Source organism: Sinorhizobium sp. NG07B, from assembly GCF_002532005.1.
Classification (GTDB): domain Bacteria; phylum Pseudomonadota; class Alphaproteobacteria; order Rhizobiales; family Rhizobiaceae; genus Sinorhizobium; species Sinorhizobium fredii_C.
Map to the genome: position 1 here is coordinate 194,357 of NZ_NWTD01000007.1, position 23,839 is coordinate 218,195.

Annotated in this window: 19 protein-coding genes and 1 pseudogene; 12 read left to right on the plus strand and 8 right to left on the minus strand. The window is 62.0% G+C overall.

Features of this window, described 5'->3' with window-relative positions:
- Window positions 1–6 precede the first annotated feature (6 nt).
- Window positions 7–1,044, plus strand: a complete 1,038-nt coding sequence (locus CO664_RS21955) for a Gfo/Idh/MocA family oxidoreductase (protein WP_097539927.1) — start codon at window positions 7–9, stop codon at window positions 1,042–1,044.
- Between the two features lie 1,001 nt (window positions 1,045–2,045).
- Here the strand turns inward: CO664_RS21955 and CO664_RS31725 are convergent.
- Together CO664_RS31725 and CO664_RS21965 are read right to left on the minus strand one after the other, a co-directional pair.
- Window positions 2,046–2,672: an NAD(P)/FAD-dependent oxidoreductase gene (locus CO664_RS31725; RefSeq protein ID WP_337441825.1), complete on the minus strand. Its 627-nt coding sequence runs from the start codon at window positions 2,670–2,672 to the stop codon at window positions 2,046–2,048.
- Window positions 2,673–3,015: 343 nt separating this feature from the next.
- Window positions 3,016–6,237, minus strand: a complete 3,222-nt coding sequence (locus CO664_RS21965) for an adenylate/guanylate cyclase domain-containing protein (protein ID WP_097539894.1) — start codon at window positions 6,235–6,237, stop codon at window positions 3,016–3,018.
- Between the two features lie 278 nt (window positions 6,238–6,515).
- On the opposite strand from CO664_RS21965, the pseudogene CO664_RS21970 reads away from it, so the two are divergent.
- A pseudogene (locus CO664_RS21970) lies at window positions 6,516–7,934 on the plus strand (IS1182 family transposase).
- Window positions 7,935–8,310: 376 nt separating this feature from the next.
- Here CO664_RS21970 and CO664_RS21975 read toward each other — a convergent pair.
- From CO664_RS21975 to CO664_RS21990, 4 genes are all read right to left on the minus strand, one after another.
- Window positions 8,311–8,793 (minus strand): DUF302 domain-containing protein, encoded by a 483-nt coding sequence (locus CO664_RS21975; protein ID WP_037416013.1) that lies wholly within the window; start codon window positions 8,791–8,793, stop codon window positions 8,311–8,313.
- A gap of 31 nt (window positions 8,794–8,824) precedes the next feature.
- Window positions 8,825–10,096 carry an MFS transporter gene (locus tag CO664_RS21980; RefSeq protein WP_097539895.1) on the minus strand — a complete coding sequence of 424 codons (1,272 nt, stop codon included), beginning with the start codon at window positions 10,094–10,096 and terminating at the stop codon, window positions 8,825–8,827.
- Between the two features lie 80 nt (window positions 10,097–10,176).
- Complete coding sequence (locus tag CO664_RS21985) at window positions 10,177–10,671, minus strand: cupin domain-containing protein (protein WP_097539896.1); 495 nt, start codon at window positions 10,669–10,671, stop codon at window positions 10,177–10,179.
- 111 nt (window positions 10,672–10,782) lie between these two features.
- Complete coding sequence (locus CO664_RS21990; RefSeq protein ID WP_097539897.1) at window positions 10,783–11,718, minus strand: LysR family transcriptional regulator; 936 nt, start codon at window positions 11,716–11,718, stop codon at window positions 10,783–10,785.
- Window positions 11,719–11,888: 170 nt separating this feature from the next.
- Here CO664_RS21990 and CO664_RS21995 point away from each other — a divergent pair, with 170 nt between their 5' ends.
- From CO664_RS21995 to CO664_RS22035, 9 genes are all read left to right on the plus strand, one after another.
- The gene (locus CO664_RS21995) at window positions 11,889–12,719 is read left to right on the plus strand and encodes a 3-hydroxybutyrate dehydrogenase (RefSeq protein ID WP_097539898.1); all 831 of its coding nucleotides are present in this window, start codon (window positions 11,889–11,891) and stop codon (window positions 12,717–12,719) included.
- A 28-nt stretch (window positions 12,720–12,747) separates the two neighbouring features.
- Entirely contained in the window at window positions 12,748–13,830 is a 1,083-nt protein-coding gene (locus CO664_RS22000) for a patatin-like phospholipase family protein (protein WP_097539899.1), read from the plus strand.
- Window positions 13,831–14,105: 275 nt separating this feature from the next.
- The gene (locus CO664_RS22005; protein ID WP_018237578.1) at window positions 14,106–14,375 is read left to right on the plus strand and encodes a DUF2282 domain-containing protein; all 270 of its coding nucleotides are present in this window, start codon (window positions 14,106–14,108) and stop codon (window positions 14,373–14,375) included.
- A gap of 36 nt (window positions 14,376–14,411) precedes the next feature.
- A complete protein-coding gene (locus tag CO664_RS22010) occupies window positions 14,412–15,443 on the plus strand; it encodes a DUF692 domain-containing protein (RefSeq protein WP_037415899.1) in 1,032 nt (343 codons plus the stop codon).
- Entirely contained in the window at window positions 15,430–16,230 is an 801-nt protein-coding gene (locus CO664_RS22015) for a putative DNA-binding domain-containing protein (protein ID WP_097539900.1), read from the plus strand. Before CO664_RS22010 ends, CO664_RS22015 begins: the two co-directional genes overlap by 14 nt.
- Window positions 16,227–16,700: a DoxX family membrane protein gene (locus tag CO664_RS22020; protein ID WP_037415906.1), complete on the plus strand. Its 474-nt coding sequence runs from the start codon at window positions 16,227–16,229 to the stop codon at window positions 16,698–16,700. Before CO664_RS22015 ends, CO664_RS22020 begins: the two co-directional genes overlap by 4 nt.
- 3 nt (window positions 16,701–16,703) lie before the next feature.
- Window positions 16,704–18,020: an NAD(P)/FAD-dependent oxidoreductase gene (locus CO664_RS22025; RefSeq protein ID WP_097539901.1), complete on the plus strand. Its 1,317-nt coding sequence runs from the start codon at window positions 16,704–16,706 to the stop codon at window positions 18,018–18,020.
- Between the two features lie 2 nt (window positions 18,021–18,022).
- The gene (locus CO664_RS22030; RefSeq protein WP_097539902.1) at window positions 18,023–19,945 is read left to right on the plus strand and encodes an adenylate/guanylate cyclase domain-containing protein; all 1,923 of its coding nucleotides are present in this window, start codon (window positions 18,023–18,025) and stop codon (window positions 19,943–19,945) included.
- Window positions 19,881–20,261, plus strand: a complete 381-nt coding sequence (locus CO664_RS22035; protein WP_097527440.1) for a DUF3307 domain-containing protein — start codon at window positions 19,881–19,883, stop codon at window positions 20,259–20,261. Before CO664_RS22030 ends, CO664_RS22035 begins: the two co-directional genes overlap by 65 nt.
- A gap of 51 nt (window positions 20,262–20,312) precedes the next feature.
- On the opposite strand, the gene CO664_RS22040 is transcribed toward CO664_RS22035, so the two are convergent.
- Both CO664_RS22040 and araD read right to left on the minus strand, forming a co-directional pair.
- On the minus strand, window positions 20,313–21,104 hold the full coding sequence (locus tag CO664_RS22040; protein WP_176536643.1) for an NAD(P)-dependent oxidoreductase: 792 nt from the start codon (window positions 21,102–21,104) through the stop codon (window positions 20,313–20,315).
- A 10-nt stretch (window positions 21,105–21,114) separates the two neighbouring features.
- Window positions 21,115–22,839 (minus strand): L-arabinonate dehydratase, encoded by a 1,725-nt coding sequence (gene araD / locus CO664_RS22045; RefSeq protein ID WP_097527442.1) that lies wholly within the window; start codon window positions 22,837–22,839, stop codon window positions 21,115–21,117.
- Window positions 22,840–22,916: 77 nt separating this feature from the next.
- On the opposite strand from araD, the gene CO664_RS22050 reads away from it, so the two are divergent.
- Window positions 22,917–23,639 (plus strand): FadR/GntR family transcriptional regulator, encoded by a 723-nt coding sequence (locus CO664_RS22050; RefSeq protein WP_037416018.1) that lies wholly within the window; start codon window positions 22,917–22,919, stop codon window positions 23,637–23,639.
- Window positions 23,640–23,839 lie beyond the last annotated feature (200 nt).

Consider the following 23,839-nt stretch of genomic DNA (forward strand, 5'->3'; position numbering starts at 1 on the left):
TTGACCATGACCCAACGGGTTAAGCTGGCCGTACTTGGCGCAGGCCTCATCGGTAAGCGCCATATTCAACACGTCCTGGCCGAGCCCTTGGCGCAACTCATTGCGGTGGTCGATCCCACGCCGGTTGGCGAGACTATTGCCAAGGAAGCCGGCGTGAAGTGGTTTACGAGCTTCGCGGACATGATTGCCGCAGACCGACCTGACGGGATAATCGTGGCTACGCCCAACCAGGCTCACGTCCAGAACGGGTTGGAAGCCGTTGAAGCCGGCGTTCCCGCACTCATCGAGAAGCCTATCGCCGACGACATTATATCCGGGGAAAAGCTGATCGCAGCGGCTGAGGAAAAAGGTGTTCCTCTATTGACCGGCCATCATCGCCGACACAATCCGGTGACGCAGAAGGCAAAGGAAATCATCGAAAGCGGGAAGCTCGGCCGCGTTCTTGTTGTCAATGCGATGTTTTGGCTATTCAAGCCCGACGAGTACTTCGACGTCTCGTGGCGTCGTGAGCGCGGTGCGGGGCCGGTTTTCCTCAATCTCATCCACGATGTCGATAATCTGCGCTACCTTTTCGGCGATGTGGCTGCGGTTCAGGCACGCGAGTCCAACGCGGTGCGCGGCAACGCAGTTGAGGAAACGGCTGTGATCCTGATCGAGTTCAAGAATGGAGTTTTGGGAACTGCGACAGTCTCGGACGCGGTGGTCGCACCGTGGAGCTGGGAGATGACAACCGGAGAGAATCCGGCTTACCCCAAAACCGAGCAATCCTGTTACATGATCGGAGGAACGCACGGGTCGTTGGCTGTTCCGTCGCTCGAGGTCTGGCGCAATCCTGGTAAACGGAGTTGGTGGCAGCCAATTGACCAAACGCGTATCGAGGTAGACGACGAGGACCCGCTCGTTCTGCAGATCAGGCAATTCTGCAAGGTGATCCGCGGAGACGAACCGCCGCTTGTCAGCGGGCGTGAGGGGCTCGAAGCCTTGAGGGTAGTCGATGCGGTAAAACGCTCTGCGGCAACGGGTGAACGTATCGAGTTGAACTGACTCCTGAGTAATGTGACCGCCTGCTCGCCCTTCGCGTCTCCTTGCATCCGATGCGATGAGAGCGCCGGCTCAACACCGACGTTAGGCATCGCGCTTCTGGCGGAGGGAATCGTCGCCGCCGCTCTGTCTTCGCCCGCCATCGAATGGCAACGACGCAACGCTTCATCGAATTTCGGGGTGACTGCTTGAAGCCGACTTAGGGCAGAAATCAAAGTCCGGCTTGACGTGCCTTTTTTGTCTTTCGGTACTTGGGCCGGATTAGCGCAACGGGTCGACCATCCCCGTTCCCCCTCGTCGCGGTAGGGTGGAAACAGTGGACCAGCGGGTCGCAAGTCTGAATTGTTCTCAGCACAATTATCCCGCATTCTCATGCATAACCGTTAGGCGCCCCTCTGCCGCAAGTCGGCCGCGTTACTGCTGACGAGTCGCTCGACCAGGCGAGCAGCCTCCTCTGCAATAGCGGGAATGGTGCCTGATTTTCGCGTCGATCCGAAATCGAGGCCGGCAAAAGACAGCCCCGGATTGGTGGCGACTCCATCCTCGTGTACGGGCTGACCGGCTGCGTCGAGAGCGAGGGAGCCGGACCCATGAGAAATCGCCGGTGAAGCCCGTGCACCAGACCACCGATCTGATGCCGCTGGCGGTACAGTCGATGGACCGGATCGGAGGATCGGGCGGACGCGGTTCAACCGTCTCGGCGGGATCGTCCTTGGCTGGGGGCGCATCGAGCCCGGCACGCTTGATGTATTCGTCGATCAGCCGCTTCGCGTTCGCGGAAATTTCGTCAGCAAACCGCATGTTGGTTTCGAGCTCGTCGCCGAAGATGAGGCTGCCATTCTCCACGCCCCTGAAACGGCCAAGCAACACCACCCCTTGCGCGCCAAGCGATTGCAGGCTGATCGTGTGGGTCGCACCGACCAGCGCGCGGGCTGGAAGCTTGCCGGAGGGGAGGACGAGTTCCTTGCGGGGGACATCGAGAAAGCCGGCCAGCGTTCAGCCAATTAAGTATGTTGCCGCCGCGATAGTGCCGCACCCAACGGCCGTTGCGACTGGTCGAAGGCCACGCGCCCAGCTAGTGCCAGCTCCTCGGCGATCTGGCCGCCCGATTGTCCGCTGCCGACCACCAGCACCGCGCCATTCTCTATATCGGCTGCGCTGCGATACGCCGAAGAATCTACCTGGTGAATGGTGATTGGCAAATCCGCTGACCCTGGTGGCCGGACCTGTTGATTTTGATCGCTGGTGGCGATCACCACATTGCGGGCCAGAAGCGCGCCGCCCGCCGTTGTGACGCGAAAGATCCCATTGTCTTTCGTCAGCTCCTTCACTGGGGTTTGGGTGCTTACCGGCAAGCAGTGTCGCTCGGCATAGCCTTCGAGATATGCCGCGAACTCGTGGTGGGTTATTGCGCCCCATGGATCGGGTCCCCCGTATGAGTCACCGGGTAAGATGGAGCGGATTGTCGGCGAGTTCAGTCGAAACGAGTCCCATCGCCGCGTTCGCCAGGTCTCGCGGATCCGGCCTCGATCGAGCACCTGATGATTGCAGCCCAGCCGTTTTAGAAGATAGCTGACGCCGAGACCCGCCGAGCCGGCGCCAACCACAATGGCATCGAGTACCTCGCTCATGCGCCCGCGCCCCCTGCCAAACTATAGGTCTATATCATCGTGTCCCTCGGCTTCTGGCAAGGCTACAGTTGCACATGAGAGGTCCGCGATGGGGTCGCTTTCCCCGTTCTCCCAAATTCGCAACAGGGTGGAAAATCGCCGTTCGGGGCGGTTCTACCGAACGGCTTGGTAGCGGACGAAATCGACGTTCAAGTGTTGTCTGTGGGTAACTTGCCGCGGCACGACGCGGCCTCCGCAATGAGTTCCAAGGAGTTTGCCGGGAAAGGCTCTGGCTCCATTAAGAAAAACGCGCATGAAGCCGACAGTACGGCTTACCGGCTTATTCAACCCAGCATTTGATTGCTTAGGACTGCTCCCCTTTGCCAGGTGTGGACATGGCTCGGAAGCGATGGTCCGCGACGCTCTCACGCGCTCGTGCGATCACCCGCTCTGCCCAGGCAAGGGGTTCTGCACGGGTATAATCCTCAAGCACTTTGGCATGGTGCTCCGCCGCGTCCCAATCGCCGCCCTTGATGCAGGCCTCGATGGCAGACCTCCTGAACTCCAGCTGGTTAAGCACGGCCGCTCCTCTCGCAAGTAGTCCCTCTGCCTCGCCGAGCGACGATGCCCGGACTTCCGGATCGTCCGTGATCAACGCCAGCTCGCCCAAAACGCGCGGCCCCGCGAAACCTATTCCTGTCTCGCGTGCGATTGCGAGCGCGTGTTTCACCTGATCAAGCGCGCCATCACTGTCGCCCGAAAGGCGCAACAGGCTGGCGTGTATATATAAGCTGAGAGCTTCGAATCGCTTTGCACCGACCGAGATCGCCAGATTCAAGGCTGCCTGCGTGTGATCGAGCGCTTTGCCATGTTGTTGCAGCTCGCGATAACAGAGGGCGGCGGCGTTTTGGGCAAGTATCTCCCCCCTTTTGTGGCCAATCTTTGCTGTCTCGGCTATAGCCAGCAAGGCGATCTCCAAAGCCGCCGCCGCGCTTCCTGAGTAGAATTGCGCCATGGCCGCCATCGGGCGGTTCGCCGCAGCAATCCTGGCGAACCCATGCTCTTGGGCGAGGCTCACACAGCGCTCAAACAGCTCGTAAGCAGACACCATTCTGACGCGTATGAACTGCGCGTCGGCGAGGCCGCCTAGCGCCATGGCTTCGAGCTCGACCGAGCCAGCCCTCTTCGCCAACTCCAGAGCCTGCTCGTGCTCGTGACTGCAGGCTTCGGCGTTGCCACTCGGGAAATAGAGATTGCCGCGCAGAAAGTGAATGCGGGCCAGTTCCGCCGTGAATCCAAGCTGCGAAGCGGTGTTCTCTGCCTGCTCCAGGTCAGCGAAGGCTCCGTCCATGTCATCAATGGTGCGCCTCGCTCCTGCACGGCCGATCAGTACGCTGCAACGGGCCCGATCGTCGATCGCTGCCGTCAGTGCGAGGTCGTAGGCCGCCACCGCGTCCCGGACCCGGCCCAGTTGCTCCAGGATTTCGGCCCTCGATTGCGCTAGCTCGTACCGATCGACAGGGAGGGCGGCAATCTCGAGGCCCCGGTCTGAGAGGCGGAGCGCGTTTTCGTACCGATAGCTCCCGACCAGCAGCTGCACTGCCGACAGGTAGGCGGCGGCTGCCCTGGTGTCTTCTGCGCGATCGAGATGTTCCGCCCGCAAAACTGGATCGTCACTGGCTGCAAACCATTCGGCAGCCGCAAGATGGAGATCACGGCGCCGATTCCGAAGCAACGTCTCGTATACCGCATCCCGGATTAGCGCATGGCTGAACATGATCGCCTCGCCATGGTATCTGAGAAGACGGTGCTCGATCAGCTGGTTCGGCTGGTAATGTGGCTTACCTATGAGATACCGCAGGGCCCCAAGCTCGACCCTGAGGCCCAAGATGGAAGCAGCCTGGAGCGCGGTCCTGTCTACAGGGTCAACACGGTCGACGCGAGCCTGCATCAAGCTCTGCACCGAACCGGGAACTTCTTGTGCGCCAAGACTCTGCTGCGTCTCGGCCAGGAGCTGCTCCAGAAACAGCGGATTGCCTGCTGCACGCGCGACGCAGCGTTCCACGAAGCTGCTACTGGCGGCCAGCAGTCCGCTCGCGAGTGCACGCGCGTCTTCGAGTTGCAGAGGTCCAAGGTCGAGCGTGACGAGGGAGGCTTCGGCAACCTCCTCACGCCACCCGGAACCAGAAGGGTCTCCCTCGACGCGCGACGTCATCGCGAGAATGGACCTGCTGCGGGCAGTCGCGAGTGCGATCTCCGAGAGCTGTGCCAGCGTTGTCTCATCGGCCCAATGAACATCCTCGACGATAATGAGAATCGGCCGGGCGCGGCTCGCACGCTGCACCAGACTGGCGGGAACCCTTATCCTGCCGGCTCGCCGAGCCTCGTTGTCCATAGCATCCACAAGTACTCGAAGGTCGGGCGGCTGCGGTAGGTCAAGGAGATCGTCCAGGAAAACGAGCTCGTCTTGGTTCACCAGTCCTGCGGCCAAGGCTGAATCGAGCCCGGCTTGGCTTGCTGCAGGTCCATCGGTCAAGGAGATGTTCAGAAGACTGCGCACCAGGGCGCCGATAGCATCACGGCCAGCGCCGCCCCCAAAGTCGAGCACGAGGGCGGCGTGGCAATCAAACCCGCCGTCGCGGGCGACGCGTTGGAACTCCTCGACTAGGCGGGTCTTGCCGATTCCGGCTTCGCCGCGAACGTAAAACACCTGACCTCTGCCTGACGCTCGGCACGATGCCACTGCCGCCCCGAATATCTGAAGCTCTGCCTGGCGGCCAACGAGAGGGCCTGCGTCAGTGGAAGCCTCCGTTCTGCATCGCACTACTTGCCACGCCCGTACAGGTTCTGCGAAGCCCTTCACGTTCAGCCAGCCCCCGTCCACGCAGTCTATCTTGCCGCGTGTCATCCTCATCACGGCATCGGAGATAAGGATGTCTCCGGGCGGCGCCGCGGCCGCGAGTCGGGAGGCGAGATTTACGGATTCGCCTGTCACAGTGTATTCGTGGTGGCTGACACTGCCAGTCGTGCTTGCGACGACCTGACCTCCGGCGACTCCAGCATGAATCTGGAGCCTCCGACCATGGACGTCGGCAAGTTCTGAAACAGCATCGCGTATCTCCAAGGCTGCATGGACTGCACGAACGGCGTCGTTGCCATAGGATATGGGTGCGCCGAAGACGCCCATCACGCAGTCACCGATGTGCTTGTTCAGGTAGCCGCCGTGAGCCACGACGATCGGATCCACACGCTCGAAGAAACCGCCCACAACCTTGTGCAGCTCTTCGGCATCGAGTTCGCGACTGAGGGCCGTAAATCCGGCTATATCTGCAAAGAGGACCGTTACCTGCCGACGCTCGCTCGCGGGGCTATGCACTGCCGGGGCGGGCCACCTGTCGTCGCCAGACGCTTTCAATCTCCTGATTGCGTCAAGAAGCTTCTTTCGGTGCCCGAGCGCAGAAACGCCCAGGTTGCGCAAGTCCTGGTCTGTCAAGTCGCGCAGGACATCGCCATCGATTGCGTTGTCGTGAAACGAACCGACGTACTGCTCGAGCCCTAGTGAGCGCAACCAACTGACAACGTCCACCTGCCTGTCCTTTCAGGTTGAGGCGACATTTGCATTTTTCCCGACGTCTGAAAGCGAGCAAGCTCGCGTTCTCAAGACAACGCCCGGCTTGTCGCTCGCGAAGCTCCGTAAATTAGCATTTTAGCATGGTCACGGAACGCCGAACAAAGGATGGTTGCGAGATCCGCTTTGCGGTGGAGTTGCGACGTTCTCTTTGCCCATCACCGGCGACCGCTACGGGTCCAGGCTGTGTGAAAACGCCGAACATGATAGCCTTTGACATGAGTCGAGGGGGATTCATGAAGCGGTATATCGAGGGTGTCGACAGGAGCCAGAGTACACTGCTTCCCGAGCAGTTGGATGACTGGGTGCATGAGGATAGCCCGGTTCGGGTGGTGGACGTCTTCGTTGATGAGCTCAATCTGGCCGATCTCGGTTTTGTACGCTGTGAGCCAAGCAATACCGGGCGCCCCGGTTATCATCCCTCGATCCTGCTCAAGCTCTACATCTACGGCTATCTGAACCGAATCCAGTCGAGCCGACGTCTCGAACGCGAAGCTGGACGCAACATTGAGGTGATGTGGCTGGTTGGGCGTCTTGTGCCTGACCATAAGACCATCGCCGATTTTCGACGCGATAACGGTGGTGCCATCAAGAAGGTCTGTACCGGCTTTGTGCGGCTGTGCCGCGAGATAGGGCTTCTCGCCAAGCCGAGTGTTGCGATCGACGGCAGCAAGTTCAAGGCGGTCAACAACCGAGACCGGAACTTCACCAAGGGCAAGCATGGCGCAGATCGAAGAGAGCGTTGCCCGCTATCTCCACCAGATGGACGGCGCCGACCGGCAGGAGCGCGACGACATTCATTCCGCCAAGATCGAGCGCCTGCAGGAGAAGGTTGAACGGCTTCGACAGGAGATGGTTCGGCTCAAGGAGATCGAAAAGGAGATGCTGGAAACGCCCGACCAGCAGGTATCGTTCACCGATCCCGATAGCCGGTCAATGGCGACCAGCGGCCGAGGCTCGGGCATGGTCGGCTACAACACTCAGACCGCAGTCGACACCGAACATCACCTTATCGTTGCCCATGAGGTGACCAATGTCGGCAACCGGGCGCAACTTGCCAACATGGCCAAGGCCAGCAAGCAAGCCTTTGAGGCAGACCATCTCGAGGTCGTGGCTGACCGCGGTTACTTTAACAGCGAAGAGGTCCTCGCCTGCGTCGAGCAGAAGATCACGGTGACCATGCCCAAGCCCATGACGTCGGCCAATCGGATCAAGGGGCTCTTCGTCAAGCAGGACTTCCGGTATCTCAAGGACGAGGATGTCTATCTCTGCCCGGCCGGCGAACGGTTGATCTATCGGTACACGCGAGAAGAGGCGGACCTGATGATCCGGCGCTACTGGTCGAGCAATTGTCCAAGCTGCGCCATGCGGTCCAAGTGCACGACCAGCAAGTATCGGCGCATTCAGCGTTGGGAGCATCACCTTGAGGCGATGCAGGCAAGGCTTGATGCTGATCCTGATAAGATGCGGCAACGCCGCGTGACCGCCGAGCACCCCTTCGGGACGATCAAATCATGGATGGGAGCCACGCACTTCCTCACCAAGCGGCTGCCGAACGTGCGCGCGGAAATGGCGCTGCACGTACTCGCCTATAACATGACCCGGGTCATGAACATCATCGCTCCAAGGCACTGGTGGCGGCAATACAGGGGTAATAGCCTCGCCCATCACGATTGCATGAAACGCTCCCGTCAAACGCCGGCATAGAGGCCAATTCGGCATCTGGAGGGCGCTCGAAGGCAAAAACCGCCTACCATGACGCTTGAGCAACGCTCATATCCCACAATTGGCCATGGCATCAGCGTTTTTACACAGCCAGGGTCGAGAGCCGTTCTTCACTAGCCATGTGCACGCCGCGCGGATGTTCACGTTCGGGCTAAAAAGATCCCATATGCTTGACGGGAACACTTTCCAGCGACGCATTTCGGCAAGCGGGAATCGACGCTCAGATCGCAAGCTCAGTGCGGACCAATGCGGATCATGCGCTCGCCAACTCATTTCAGAGAGCTTAGGCGAGCGCTTAAAGGGTTACTATTTCTTCACGTCATCGGTAACGGCCCTGATCACCTCCGACGCCATGACGAATTCGTGTTTTCTGTTTGCAATACGATGGCGCTTGGCGATCCATTCGAAGTCGGTATAGGCAGCGTAGACGGATCCATCCTCTGCTTCGTAGACAAGAACGCGAACCGGCCAATCGAGACCCGCGAGAGGGTTGGCGGTGATGAATGTTGTGCCAAGCGCTGGATTGCCGAATGTCACCAGGCGCGACGGAAGTACCTTGTTGCCGGCGGCGTTGCCGAGCTTCGCCTGATCGATGACGCTGAACAGCGTGATGCCCTTTTCCTCGACGCTATGTTTGATCCGGTCTACCGTTTCGCCGACCGAATAGCGGCTTTTGACGGTGACAACCCCGTCGCTGTTACCTGCCTGTGCTGTCGACGTTTGAGCCGACGCCGCGACCGCCGTGACAATCAGGGCGGCCGACCGTATTCCATTGCTGATCGTGATCATCTGAAACTCCTCTGTGTTGCCAAGCGGCATGTCAAGGATGCGTGCGGCCGCTGGATTTTGGTAATGCCGTCTCGTGTCCGTTTCGATAATCGGATTTTATGGTTTGTGGCTCGGTTCGCAGAGGAAGCGTCATCAGGATGGCGATCACGAGTGTCAACACCAACGCCAGCACGCAAAAGCTCCATCCAAGATGATCGTAGATCTGGCCGACCACCAGGCTGCCGAACAGGCCTCCCGTATAGTAGGAGGCGAGATAGGCTCCGCTCGCGGCCGCCTTTTCGATGTCGGCGATGTGGCCCACCTGGCCTGTGACCAGAGCCTGGGCGAGAAAAGTGCCGACGGCGATTAGCGCGAGACCGGAGAGCACCACGGCAAGGCCGCTGCTCAACAAGGCGATGAGACCGAGGATCGCGACAAAGAGGGTGAGCGTGATCGCCGGTGCGGCTCCAAGGCGGCGCGAAATCACCCCGCCCAGTGGCGTCGTAAACAGTGACGGCAGGAAGACGAAATAGACGAGCCCGAGCTGCATGGGCGAGAGACCCAGCTCAACGAGCCGGAAATTCACGTAGGTGTAGGTCCCAATGAACACGAAGAGGATCAGAAAGCCGACAGCAAGCATGCTCTGCAGCCCCCGGTTGCCAAGCACGCAGCGCCAGCTCCCGTTGATGCTGCGCATCTGTCGGTTCGGCATTATGTGTTCCGTGCGCTTCAATGTGGTCCAGACCAACGCCGCACCCGCCAGATTGAGGACGGCGAAGGTCAGGAAGTTGATCGACAGACCGCCGGTATCAGCCACCCAAGCCGACAGGGTGCGGCCGAAGAGATTGCTTGCGACGTTGCCGGTGATATAGGCGGCGAGCGCACCCGTTGCTCGGTCGGCCGGATAGTGTTCCGCGAGATAAGCCATGGTGAGTGTGAATGCTGTGGCCATGCACAGGCCCTGCGCCACGCGAAGGCCGGCGAAAAGCATTATGTCTTGGGTGACAGCGAGCAGCGCCGTCGGCACGGCAAGCAAGGTCAGGCTGATCGAAATCCCGTTGCGCCGGTCGAGCGAGCGTCCGAATATGCCGACCGCCAGGCCAGCGACCGCCATGCCCAAGGTGCTGGCGTTGACCGCGAGGCCCATCGTGGCACGGCTGACCGCGAACTGTCTCTGTAGCGACGGCAAAATCGCCTGGGCAGCGAAAAGATCGACGAGCGTCAGAAATGCGATGAGTGAAATGATGCCGAAGTGCAAGCGTTCTGCCGCCGGGGTCGTCCGAATGGAGACGGGCGCAGGCGCGGCGCGATCGAGATTCGTCATCGCCTTTTCTCCTGGAGCGGAGACGTTTCCCGCCGGTGGCCGGAAACGTCCGAGTTAGGGAAGTTGTGCTGTCGCCGTGCTCACATGGTGTCGGCGTTGTCTGCCATCGGCGGCAGGATATCGGCGGAGTAGAGCACGGCCGGCTCTTTGCCGTTGTTCTTCCACCAATGGGCAAGATCGCCGAACTCTGCGGTAACCTCGCCCGCCTTGTGCTCGATCGGCACCTTGCAGCTGCTGCGGTATTCGGTGATGGTGCCTTCAAGGATCAGGATATTGGCAGGGCGCGCATCATGCGCATGCCACGGAACGACGCCACCCGGCTGCACAACCAGTTTTCGCAGCCTGAGCGCATTGCCTTTCCAGTCGCCGCCCTTCGACGAAAGATCGATGGAGGCGAGGACTTCGTCGGTAACACCTTCCGGCGTAGTCGCGCCCGGCGCCATCGCATCCGCCGCTACTTGATCCTTAGGGCATTCGCCCGCCATGGCCGACGGCGACGCGAGTGCGCTTGCAAAGAGGCCGAGCGCCCCGGCGGCGACCAACGAGGGGCGACCTGCAAGGGATTTCTGGGTCATGTCCGTTTCTCCTTTATGGTCCGGCCGGAGACATTCCGCCGGCATGAGGAGATTGCGGGACATTCAGGCGACAAAGAAATGCCGCCTGCTTTTGAATTCCATAGCTCAGAGCTATTGCGCAAGAGGTGAGGTATCGGCGGCCGACCGGCGCATGTCTATGCCGGAATGCGGTGTGGCCCAGCCGTAAGATTTGACGGCTGCGACGAAGGTGGCAACGGCCGGCGAGAACCGACGACCCGCGACGGTAACGAGGCAGATCTCCCGACTAACCTCCGGCTCGGTTACGGGGCGGACCTGGAGGCCAGGAATGACGGCACTGTATTCGGGAATGAAGCAGATTCCGAGGCCACCGGCCACCATGTTCTGAATCCAGTCCTCCCGCTCGCTCGAATAGGAGATGCGCGTCTTCACGCCAGAGGACTCGCATAAGTCCGTCAAATAATCCCAATATTCGCAGTTCACGCGCCTTAGGTAAATTTCACCATCTATCGCGGTGATGGGAACGGCCTCGTATTGGCAGAGACGGTGACCGGCGGGAAAGGCAAGCATGAATCTTTCACGAAACAGCGGCGTCACGTCGAAGCGTTCGGGAAAGCGGTCGCTGCTCGCCATGACAGCGACATCGATCTCTCCCTCTTCAAGCAGCTCTGAAAGCCTGGACGGCACGCCTTCGACGAGCTGAAGCTGGATGCCTCGGTGGCGCATGTTGAAGTCGGTCAGGAGACCGGTGAACCGACGCGGCCCGATTGTGCACATGATGCCGACCTTCACATGCGCATCCTCAAGGCACAGGAAGCGCGACGCCTCCTGCCTAACGCCGGATAGTTCGTCGAGAATTGATTGGAATCGTGGTCGAAGTAGGTTTCCGAGATCCGTAAGGTGGGTCAGGTTCCGTTCCCGCCGAAACAAGAGCCCACCGACCTCGTCTTCGAGCTGTTGAATTGCCCGGCTGAGTGCTGGCTGGGTCACGTTGGACTTTTCTGCCGCCCGCGTGAAGTTCCGCGTCTCGCAGACTGCTAGGAAATACCGCACGTGGTGAATGTCCATGCCCGCCCCCGCAAGGTTTTGTCGAGGCGGCCAACTTCCTACGCGCGTGGCGCCTGTACCAATGCAATTCACCTATCGATTTCATAGCACAGTAGCATTTCAGTTGGAATGAATATGGCGGCATCCTCTACTCGAAAAGGCTCTTCGGCCGAGACGTGAGGAGACGTTACATGCTCAAGGCAACTGACGCAGAGATCGATTCAATGTTCGGGCGCAGGACGCTCGAGGGCCGCAGTGCCATCGTGACCGGTTCAACAAGTGGTATCGGTCTCGGCATCGCACAGGCAATGGCAAGGGCGGGTGCCGCGGTGATGCTCAACGGTTTCGGCAACCCGGCCGAGATCGAGGGTCAACGAGCTGCGATGGCGGACGAAAACGATGTCGACGTCGCGTTCGACAGCGCGGACATGTCGAGCCCCGAGGCGATTCGGATGATGGTGGCGCGCGCCGTCGCACGCTTCGGCCAGGTCGACATCGTCGTCAACAATGCCGGCATCCAGCATGTCGCGCCGCTTGCCGAATTTCCGGCCGCCAAGTGGGACGCGATCATGGCGGTCAACCTCTCCGCCGCGTTCCATCTTGTTCAGGCGACCTATGGCCAAATGCAGTCCCGCGGGTATGGACGGATCATCAACATCGCCTCGGCTCATGGGCTCGTCGCATCTCCGTTCAAATCGGCTTATGTGGCGGCCAAGCACGGCCTCGTCGGTCTGACGAAGGTCTTAGCTCTGGAGGGCGCCGAGTTCGGCATAACGGCGAATGCGATCTGCCCTGGCTATGTGTGGACGCCGCTCGTTGAACAGCAGATCGACGACCAGGCAAAGTCCCACGGCATCGCGCGCGATGCCGTCATCCGCGATGTGTTCCTGAAGAACCAGCCGACCAAGCGCTTCGCGACCGTCGAGGAGATGGGGGCGCTGAGCGTCTTTCTGTGCACCAGTGCCGCAGCCTCCATAACCGGGGCGGCGATCCCCGTCGATGGCGGATGGACAGCGCATTGATTGCCCGTGGCAAAAAAGGAGGAGAGCCATGAACAAGCACGCCAACGTGAAGTTGCCGGCGTCTCACGACCATGAAAGGGCGTCCGTGGACGTCCGTCCACCACGAACGATAAACTTGGCGCTTCAGGGCGGCGGTGCGCATGGCGCATTCACCTGGGGCGTGCTCGACCGGCTGCTCGACGAGGCGAACCTTTCCTTCGAAGGCATCGTTGCGACCAGTGCCGGCGCGATGAACGCCGCCGTCCTGGCCTATGGGCTTGCGGAGGGTGGACGCAGCGGCGCGCAAAGGGCTCTCGCCAATTTCTGGCGTCGCATCAGCCATGCGGCAGCCTTCAGTCCTCTGCAGCCGAGTTTGCTCGACCGCCTGACCGGGGCGAAATCCTTGGAGTATTCGCCCGCCTTCGTCGTGTTCGACATGGTGACGCGGCTGCTATCGCCCTACCAGTTCAACCCATTGAACTACAATCCGCTGCGCCAGGTTCTGGAACAGTCGATCGATCTCGATGCGATCCGCATGTCCCGTTGTCCCGTGAAGCTGAACATTTGCGCCACCAACGTGCGCTCCGGCAAGGTGAAGGTTTTTTCCAATGACGAGATCTCGATCGATGCGGTGATGGCATCCGCCTGTCTGCCGTTCCTCTTCCAGGCCGTCGAGATCGATGGCGAGGCCTACTGGGATGGCGGCTACATGGGGAACCCGGCAATTTTCCCTTTGATCTACGGCTGCGATACTCCGGATGTGCTGGTGGTGCACATCAATCCCCTCGAGCGAACGGAACTGCCGCGGACTGCGGCTGAAATCCTGAACAGGATCAACGAAATCAGCTTCAATTCGTCGCTGCTCAGGGAGATGCGAGCAATCGCTTTCGTGACGCAACTGATCGATTCCGAGACGGGTAATTCCCTCGGGCTCAAACGGATATTCGTGCACGGCATCTCCGACGACGAGACAATGAGAAACCTCAGCGTCTCAAGCAAGCTGAATGCCGAGTGGGGAGCCCTCGTGGACCTCCGTGACCGCGGTCGACAATGCGCGGAGGACTGGCTGATGGCGAACTATGACGCGATAGGGAAGCGTTCGAGCGTCGATATCAGTACGCGTTACCTCTAGGCGGTTCGACGCTTCCCGACCAATCAGGCGCGTCGCCACCGGTCGAGCGCACCTCCCTTGCCATCTCCCTCCCGCGGCAGTCCTGCCTCCCGATACGGCCCGATAGGCCCGATCCGGGGGGCTTTTTTCGTCTCAGGTGCGCCCGTCACCGGCGGATATTTCGGCCTATCGAAACCATGCCTGAACAGCATTTCAAAGAGCTCGAGCGGTCTGCGAAGCTTGTCGGTATCAGGCCGATACCCGGTTTGAACAACGTCAAATCCAGGAGATGTTCAATGATCAACACTCGTACGCTCATCAGTTCCGCGCTTGCCGCGATCGCCTCCGTCTCGGCGTCGACCGCATCGGCAGGACCGGCCGCCCAGCCGGAGTTCTCGTTCGAGAAATGCTACGGGATCGTCAAGGCCGGGCAGAACGACTGCCAGACAGCCACGCATTCCTGCGCGGGCACCTCGACGATGGACGACCAGGCGGATGCCTGGATCTACGTGCCTGCCGGCACCTGCGGAAAGATCGCCGGCGGCAGCAACGCCCCCAAGGCCTGACGGCCTCCGGAAAACAAGCAAAAAGGGAGTAGACCGATGCCCAAGACGTTTCCAACCCACCCGGTGCCGTGCGCTGCGGGCATCGGCCTCCGTTCGATACACATTGCCGAGGTGCTTTCCCGCAGGCCTGCTGCGGGTTGGCTGGAAGTCCATGCCGAAAACTACATGGGCCAATCAGCGGCCGTGGATGCGCTCGAGAAGCTGCGCGAGGTTTATCCGCTTTCGGTGCACGGCGTCGGACTGTCGCTCGGCAGCGCCTCGGGTCTCGACCGAGCTCATCTGGAGCGGCTGCGTCTCGTCTGTGAGCGCTTCCAGCCGGCGATCGTCTCGGAGCACCTTGCTTGGAGCGTCGCCGACGGCGCCTACCTCAACGACCTCCTGCCGCTCCGTTACGATGACGAGGCGCTCGCCATCGTTTCCGGGAACATCGGCCGGCTGCAGGACACGCTCAAGCGTCAGGTGTTCATCGAAAACCTTTCGGCCTACCTGGCCTTTGCAGAATCGAGCATGACCGAGGCCGAGTTCCTGAGCGAGCTCGTCAACCGGACGGGTTGCGGCTTGCTGCTGGACGTCAACAACGTGCATGTCTCCGCAAGCAACCTCGATTTCGATGCATTGGAGTTTATCGACGCCCTGCCTGCCGAAGCGATCGGTGAAATTCACCTTGCCGGCCACGCCGTCAACGAGGTCGACGGCGACGTCATTCTCATCGACGACCATGGGTCGCGCGTGCCGCCGGCCGTCTGGTCGCTCTATGCCCACGCTCTCCGCAGGATCGGCCCGCGACCGACACTGATCGAATGGGACACGGATGTGCCGCCGCTCGAGGTCCTATTGGGCGAAGCCATGTGGGCAGACATGCTCGCCCGCAGTATCGCTTTCGGCGAGCGCCCGGAGGAGCTGCCGGTCGCCGTGCCGGACAGCCGTTTCGAGACAATGACGCTACCCCGCCGCGACAACGCCAGTGGCATCCGTTTCCCGGCGCTCGCTGCCATAGCAGCAGTTAGAGCCGCTTGCGGCAAGTGCCCAACGGACCATTGCAGGAGGGACGGCCATGTCCTCCATTGAAGCCTTGCAGAGCGTCGTCGCGCGTGCGGTTCTGACGACCGGTCCCGCCGATATCCTGCCGCTCCTCGAGCGGGGTCGTTTCGATCCCGCAAGGCGGCTCAATATCTACCGCAACAATACGTTGGTCTCGCTCACGACGACGTTGAAGGCCGTGTTTCCCGTGACGGTGCGGCTGCTCGACGAGCGCTACTTCACTTACCTAGCCGGCTGCTTCATCCGGAACAGCCCGCCACAAGAGCCGCGCCTTTCGCGTTACGGCGCAGGATTTGCGCCATTCCTCGCGCGCTTCGAGGGAACCGCCGATATGCCGTTCGTTTCCGAGGTGGCGCGTTTGGAGTGGAAGATCGCCGAAGCGCTCGACGCTCCGTTGGAGCGGCCAAGCACAATCATCGAGCTCTACGAAGGGCTTTCGAGCGGGTCCTTCGCGCTTTTCCTACAGCCCTCGTTGCGACTTGTTCTCTGCCGCTGGCCCGCCCTCAGCATATGGGCGGCGCACCAGCAGGGAGGCAATCCCGACAAACTCGCCCATCTCGAACGGGAGCCGGAACGCATTGCGCTGTGGAGACGTGCCGACACCGTTCGCTTCCTGCGCCTCGACGCCGCGGAGTTTGCGTTCTGGCACATGTTGATGCGGGGCAGCGGAATCGAGGCTGCGGTCGCTCGCGCCTGCCGCCATTCGCCTGAGTTCGATATTGCCCGCGCGCTGACGGGCCTTTTCGTCAGCGAACTCGTCATCGGCATCCATCGCATGAAGCGGTCTTCCAACCAACAGGAGAGAGTGTCATGACCACAATGCGCGCAACACCCGTCAGTATTTCCAAAACGATATACAGGCTTCACGACACTGTCGTGGCGTTGGCGACCGCCCTGCCGCTATCGATCGTGCAACTCGCATCCCGCGCGGCGATCGCAGAGATTTTCTGGCAATCCGCTCAGACGAAGCTTGCATCCTGGCCGATAACGCTCCAGCTATTCGCCTTCGAATATCGCGTGCCGCTGCTCGATCCCGGATTGGCCGCCCTGATGGCAACAGCGGCGGAACTCAGTGGCGCGGCGATGCTCGCCCTGGGACTGCTCGCGCGGCTCGCGTCGCTGATGCTGCTCGGCGTCGTCGCCACCATCCAGATCTTCGTCTACCCGGATCATTGGGTCGAGCATCTGATGTGGACGAGCTTGCTCCTGCTCATCCTATCGCGCGGCGCCGGCGTCATTTCCGTCGATCATCTGGTCGCCCGACGCATCCGTGCCGGAGGCTGAGCGATGTCGGTGACGCCTGTTCAGAGCGGCTCCGCGCCGGGCAAGATCGCGGCCGGCGTGGAGCCGACAATGCACCGGCCGCGCGTGGTCATTCTCGGTGCGGGCTTCGGCGGCCTGAATGCAGCGTTGACGCTTCGCCGCGCGCCGGTCGAAGTCACCGTCATCGACCGGCGAAACTATCACCTGTTCCAGCCTCTCCTTTATCAGGTGGCGACCGCGGGACTCTCGCCGGCGCAGATTGCCATGCCCATCCGCCGCATTCTTTCACGGCAGTCGAATGCCACGGTTCTGATGGACAAGATCGAGGCGGTCGATACCGGCGCGCGATGCGTCGTGACCGGTAGCCGGCGCATCCCCTATGACTACCTGATCGTCGCGACCGGCGCCCGCCACACTTATTTCGGCAACCATACTTGGGCGGACCACGCCCCGGGCCTGAAGACGATCACGGATGCGACGGCGATCCGGGCGCGCATCCTCTCCGCCTTCGAACGGGCGGAGGTGACCGATGACCCCCGCTTGCGTCAGACGCTGTTGACCTTTGTTGTCGTCGGCGGCGGGCCGACCGGTGTCGAACTGGCCGGCGCCATCGCCGAGCTCTCGCGAAGGACGATCGTTCGTGATTTTCGGCGCATCGATTCGTCCTCCGCCCGGGTCGTGCTCGTCGAGGCGGGTGAGCGGATACTGCCAGCGATGCCGCCCTGCCTTTCGAGGAAAGCCCAGAGACAACTCGAAAGGCTTGGCGTCGAGGTCCTGCTCGGCAATGCCGTCGCCGACTGCGACGACAGCGGCGTGCGGCTGGCGGACGGAACTGAAATCGGCTCCGCCTGCATTCTCTGGGCCGCAGGCGTCATGGCTTCGCGCGCCGCCAAGTGGATCGCCGCGCCGGCCGACCGTGCCGGACGGGTCCTGGTCGACGGGCGCCTCAATCCGCCGGGGCACGGCGAAATATTCGTCATCGGTGACACTGCTTCAGTCGCTGGTGTGGACGGGTGCCCTGTACCGGGCGTGGCACCGGCGGCCAAGCAGATGGGTCGCTACGCGGCGCGCGCCATTCTCGACGACGTGGCGGGACGGCAGTCGACGCCATTCCGTTACCGTGACTACGGCAATCTCGCGACCATCGGCCGCAAGGCAGCAGTTGCGGATTTCGGCAATGCCAGGCTCTCCGGCTATGCCGCATGGCTCGTCTGGAACTTCGCCCACCTCTGGTTCCTCGTCGGCTTCCGTAATCGCCTCGTGGTCTTTCTCGACTGGGCCCATGCTTATGTCCGCAACGATCGGGCCGCCCGTTTGATCACCGGCAGAAACGAGGGCTAGCGATGTATCGCCCGAAGCTCGCCCAAGTCGTCGTGCTTCTGCTCTTGCTCGCGGTCCTGTCGACTGCCGCGCTCATCCATCTTATCTGGCAGCGTGCCGCCAGCGAGAACATCGACGAGGTCGTAGCCAGTCTCGATACGCAGACGGCCGGGTCCGTCCGCAATGATCTCACCTCGACGCTCGCCCTCGTTTCGAGCACGGCTGAGATCGTCCGATCCATCTTTTTCCAGGGTGCCATCAGCGCCGGCGACGAGGTGAAACGCGAGTTCCTGTTCCTTTCCCTGTTACGCGAACAGTCGGCGATCACCTGGATTGGCTTCGGCTTTCCGGATGGGCGCTTCTTCGGTTCGCATGCGACTGCCGACGGGCGGATCGAAATGGTCGAAATCGGCGTCGCCGAGCCGGGAGAATTGCGTCAACTCAGGCGTGACCGCTATCGGCCGATCCCCGGAGACATCTTTTTCGAGCAGCGCATCAAGGCGGAAAGCGCCTATGTGGCGCTCGGCGCGCCCTGGTATCGTCTGGGAAGGGACGGAGGTGACCCTGTCTGGACGGTCACCAATGTTCTGCCGAACGGGTTCGAGCCATCCATCGTCCTCTCGACGCGCGTCGACATGTTCGGGAAGTTTGCCGGCGTGGTGATGGTGGCGGTTAGTCTCAGACGCCTGTCGCAAGCGCTCAAGGCGGTCAACATGCCAGTCGGCAGCAAGGCCTTCGTTCTCGATGAGCATGGCCGCGTACTGGCCAACTCGCAGCCTTCCGACGGTGTGATGGCGGCGCACTTTTCCGATTTCCCGAAGTCTGATGCCGTCACGGCGGCCGCGGCAGAGGCGGTGGCTCTCAACGGAGGAGCTGCGTTTCGTGCCGTCACGCAAAGCGCCGCACTCGGACCCGTCTTTGTGTCGTCGTCGCGCCTTCCGTTTGAGCGATGGCGGCTCATCACCGCCACGCCTCGGTCGACCTTCGCAAGCGGCATCGACGAGAATATCCGGCGCATTCCGATCGCAGTGTTGGCAATTGCGGGTCTCGCGGCAACCACGGCCGTCGTCTTCGCCAATTTGCTCTTTGCTCGGCCGCTCGCGCGGCTGGCGGTACAGTTGCGTGCGGTCGAGCACTTCTCGTTTGAGAGCGTCCGGCATCACCCGACCTTTCTGGCCGAGCTCAACGACTTCTCCGACGCCTTGAAGCGTATGTCGATCGGGCTTTCGGCCTTTGCTCGCTACATGCCGCTCGACGTCGTGCGGCCGCTCGTCGAAGGTAGCATCGAGCCGAAGCCGGGCGGTGAGCTTTGCGACATTACGGTGATGTTCGCCGACCTGCCCGGGTTCACGGAACTGACCGAGAGGCTCGGACCGGCCGTCGAGCCGCACCTGACGCGCTTCCTGACGACCGCGGTCGCCGCCATCCATGCGGAGGGCGGTACGGTCGACAAGTTCATCGGCGATGCCGTTATGGCCATCTGGAATGCACCCGGAAGGCAGGCGGATCACGCCGCTCGGGCCTGCCGCGCCGCAACGGCAATCCGGGATGCGATGCACACAGAGCCGCCCGTCTCGGTCGGGCATGGCGAGGTCCGCGTGCGCATCGGCATCAACAGCGGGACGGCGCTGATCGGCAATATCGGCTCGGCTGAGCGGCTGAGCTACACCGCCATCGGCGACACGGTCAATCTGGCGAGCAGGCTCGTGGGCGTTGCCAAGGAGTATGGCGTCGAGATCGTCCTCAGCGACGCGACGGTGCAGGCGTCCGATGCATTTGCGCACACGACGTCTCTCGGCCTAGCTACGGTCCGCGGCAAGGCCGAACCAGTGGCCGTGTACACGATAGACCCGCCGGATGTCGCGTTTCAGGGAGGAGACAATGGAAATGGCACTTATCACGGCGATGATGATTGCTTGCTTACAGCTCAAGCATTTCGTTGCTGATTACGTGCTGCAGCCGGACTGGGTTCTGCGTGGCAAAGGCGATTTGCGGATGATCGGCGGCTATGTCCATGCGGGGACCCATGCGCTCGGAACCGTTCCGGCGCTGCTTCTGGTCGGCGCCGACTTGGGACGGGTTGTCGTTCTCGTCCTTGCCGAATTCATCGTTCATTACCTCATCGATTACGCGAAGGCGTTCTTGTCACTGCGCAGTAGCGCTGACGCTTCGACCCGCGCCTACTGGGCTATGCATGGTGCGGATCAATTGATGCACCAACTTACCTATGCGGGATTGATCTTGGCCACGCTGGTGTACTGACTCTGTCGACGACGACCAAACCGGTACTTAGGCCCCAGTGTCAAACGTGTTTCACCGCTTACCGACTATCCCCTTGGTCGCGAGCCGGCCGCCCTGGTAGTGGCTGCCACCGGCGGGCTGGCCTTCGCGCCGCTCGATCTTCTCGCGATAGGGCTCGCTCGTGTCCTGCGGCTCCCAGCCGAGGAAATCGGCATGGGCGTTCGACCACCAGGCGTCGCGGTTTGCCGAGACGCCGTAGAGCACCAGATGGCCGATCACGGGGGCCCCGATGAGCTTTCGGACGAGCGAAAGGAAATCGCGCGGGCTGAGCCAGGTGGAGAGCGTGCGGCGGTCCTTCGGTGCTTCGAAGCAACTGCCGATCCGGAGGCAGGCCGTTTCGAGGCCGAACTTGTCGTAATAGAGCCGCGAAAGGTCCTCGCCGAAACACTTGCTGACGCCGTAGAGGCTGTCCGGCCGTCGCTCCGACCTGTCGTCGAGCCCTTCGCCGACCGGGTGGAAGCCGATCACATGGTTGGTGCTCGCGAAGAGGATGCGCCGGACGCCGGCCTTGCGAGCCGCCTCGTAGAGATTGTAGGTGCCGAGGAAATTCGCCTGAATCAGCGCGTCGAAGCTCGCTTCGCCCGAGATCGCTCCGAGATGCAGGATCATGTCGCAGTCGCGCGCCAGTGTATCGACCGCCGCACGATCGGCGAGGTCGCATCGCACCACTTCCTCGCCCGGACGGGAAGGAGAGATGTCAACGATGTCGGAGAGGCGCAGGATCTCCGCCGATCCTTTCAGCGGCTCGCGCAGAAGATGCCCGAGGCGGCCGCCGGCGCCCGTCACCAGAAGTCGTTTGATCATCGGTATTGCCTCAATGAATCTCCGGCTCGGGCAGCTTGTGGGGCGACTGCAGGAAGGTGAAGTCGCAGCCCTCCGGCGCCTGCTGGATGTGTTCGGCATGCATCTTCAGATAGCCGCGCGAATAGTCGCGCTCCGGCGGCCGCCATTCCGAAAGCCGGCGTTCGATCTCGGCCGCCTCGACCTCGAGGGTCAGCGTCCGCCCGGCGACGTCGAGGGCGATCATGTCGCCGTTGCGGACCGCCGCCAGCGGCCCGCCGACATAGGATTCCGGCGCCACATGCAGGATGCAGGCGCCATAGCTGGTGCCGCTCATCCGCGCATCGGAAATCCTCACCATGTCGCGCACGCCCTGTTTCAAGAGTTTCTTCGGGATCGGCAGCATGCCCCATTCGGGCATGCCCGGCCCGCCGACCGGGCCGGCATTGCGCAGGATCATCACCGACTCGGCGGTGACGTCGAGATCCTCGTCGTTCACCGCCCGCATCATGGTGTCGTAATCATCGAAAACGAGCGCCGGGCCGCGATGCTTGAGCAGCGCGGGGTCGGCGGCGGCCGGTTTCATCACGCAGCCGTCGGGCGCGAGATTGCCCTTGAGGATCGCCGTGCCGCCGCGGCCGGCGACCGGGTTGTCGAGCGGCCGGATCACCTCGGGCAGGTGAACCTCGGCACGCTCGATCGCGCTGCCAAGCGTGCCGACGACGTTGCGTTCTTTGAGGTTGAGCAGCGGCTCCAGCCGTTTCCAGAGCGCCAGCAAACCCCCCGCGTAATAGAAATCCTCCATCAGGAATGCGCCGGTCGGGCGGATGTTGCAGAGCACCGGCACCTTTTCCGACATGCGGTCGAAATCTTCCAAGCTCAGCTGGACGCCGCACCGCCGCGCCATGGCGATCAGATGGATCATCGCGTTGGTCGAGCCGGCCATCGCCATATGCACCGCCAGCGCATTCTCGAAGGCGTTGGCGGTCAGGATGTCGGAGGGCTTCAGATCCTCGAAGACCATCTCGACGATGCGGGCCCCGGAAAGCGCCGCCATACGCGAATGGCCGGCATCCGAGGCGGGAATGGCGGAGGCGCCGGGAAGACAGAGGCCGAGCGTATCGGCGAGCGCCGTCATCGTCGAGGCGGTGCCCATTGTCATGCAGGTGCCGTAGGAACGGGCGATGCCGCGCTCCATCTCGTTCCATTGCAGCTCGGTGATCTGGCCGGCCTCCTTCTCGGCCCAGTATTTCCAGACATCCGAGCCGGATCCGAGCGCCTGGCCGCGATAATTGCCGCGCAGCATCGGCCCGGCCGGCACGAAGATCGTCGGCAGGTCGACCTGGATCGCCCCCATGATCGTCGCCGGCGTGGTCTTGTCGCAGCCGGCGAGCAGGACGACGCCGTCGACCGGATGCGAACGGATGAGCTCCTCCACTTCCATGGCGAGGAAGTTGCGGTAGAGCATCGTCGTCGGCTTCACATAGGTCTCGGCGAGCGACATGGCCGGCAGCTCGACCGGGAAGCCGCCGGCCTGCCAGACGCCGCGCCTGACCTCGTCGGCGCGGGCGCGCAGATGCGCGTGGCAGGGGTTGATGTCGCTCCAGGTGTTGATAATCGCGATAACAGGCTTGGCGGCGATTTCCTGCTGGTCATAGCCCATCTGGTAGAGCCGCGAGCGGTGCCCGAAGGATCGCAGGTCCTTGGCGCCAAACCAGCGGAAGCTCCTAAGATCTTCCGGGTGCTTGCGTTTGGTCATCGGCGGCCTCCTTTGCATTCCCCATCGGCTCGGCTAAATTAGACCTGTTCAGAAAGATGACAGGCGAGACCAAGCTATTGAACGACGTATCGTTGAAACTGAAACCGGCGCGGCGCGAACGCCTCGCCGACGTGCTTTACGGCCAGATCCTCGAGCAGATCACCAGCGGCCAACTGGTCGAGGGCGCGAAGCTGCCCTCCGAGGCGCGCATCTGCAGCGACTTCCAGGTCTCCCGGCCAGTCGTCCGCGAGGCGCTGATGCGGCTGCAGGCGGACGGGCTGGTGGTGTCGCGTCAGGGGATAGGCACTTTCGTCAAGTCGCGGCCTTCCAACAAGCTGACCGACTTTGCCGCCTCGGCGGAGATCGCCAGCTATCTGAGGGCATTCGAGCCGCGCCTGGCGCTCGAGACCGAATGCGCCGGGCTGGCCGCGATGCGGCGCACCAAGGCGCAGCTCAACCAGATCGGCGAGGCGCTTCAAGCGCTCGAAATGGCCTTCCAGCGTGGCGAGACGGGCTGGGAGGAGGATTTCGCCTTTCACCTCACCGTCGCCGCAGCCGCGGGAAACGAGCTTTTCCCGCGGCTGCTGCAGGACCTGCGCGACATCATGAGCGGCTCGATGCGCATGGCGCTCGGCCTCACGCGGCAAGGCTCGGACGATAGGCGGCGCCGGGTGCTCGAGGAGCACCGCAAGATCTTCCTGGCGATCTCCAGCCAGAACGCCGACCTCGCGCGCCTCCACATGCGCTATCACCTGACCGAATCGCGCGCCCGCGTCACCGGCTCCTACGGCGACCTGTAGTCGAAGTTCCGCGTTGTCCGTCGCGGACGGTCTGACCCCCTCTGGCCTGCCGGCCATTTCCCCCGCAAGGGGGGAGCGCGCGTGGGGCACGACCGATGCACCCATAAAGAGGCGCTGCATGGCCGAAGCCGTTCTGTTGAAGCGGTGGCCTTGCCACGAGTCGATCTCCCCCCTTATGGGGAAGATGTACGGCAGGCCAG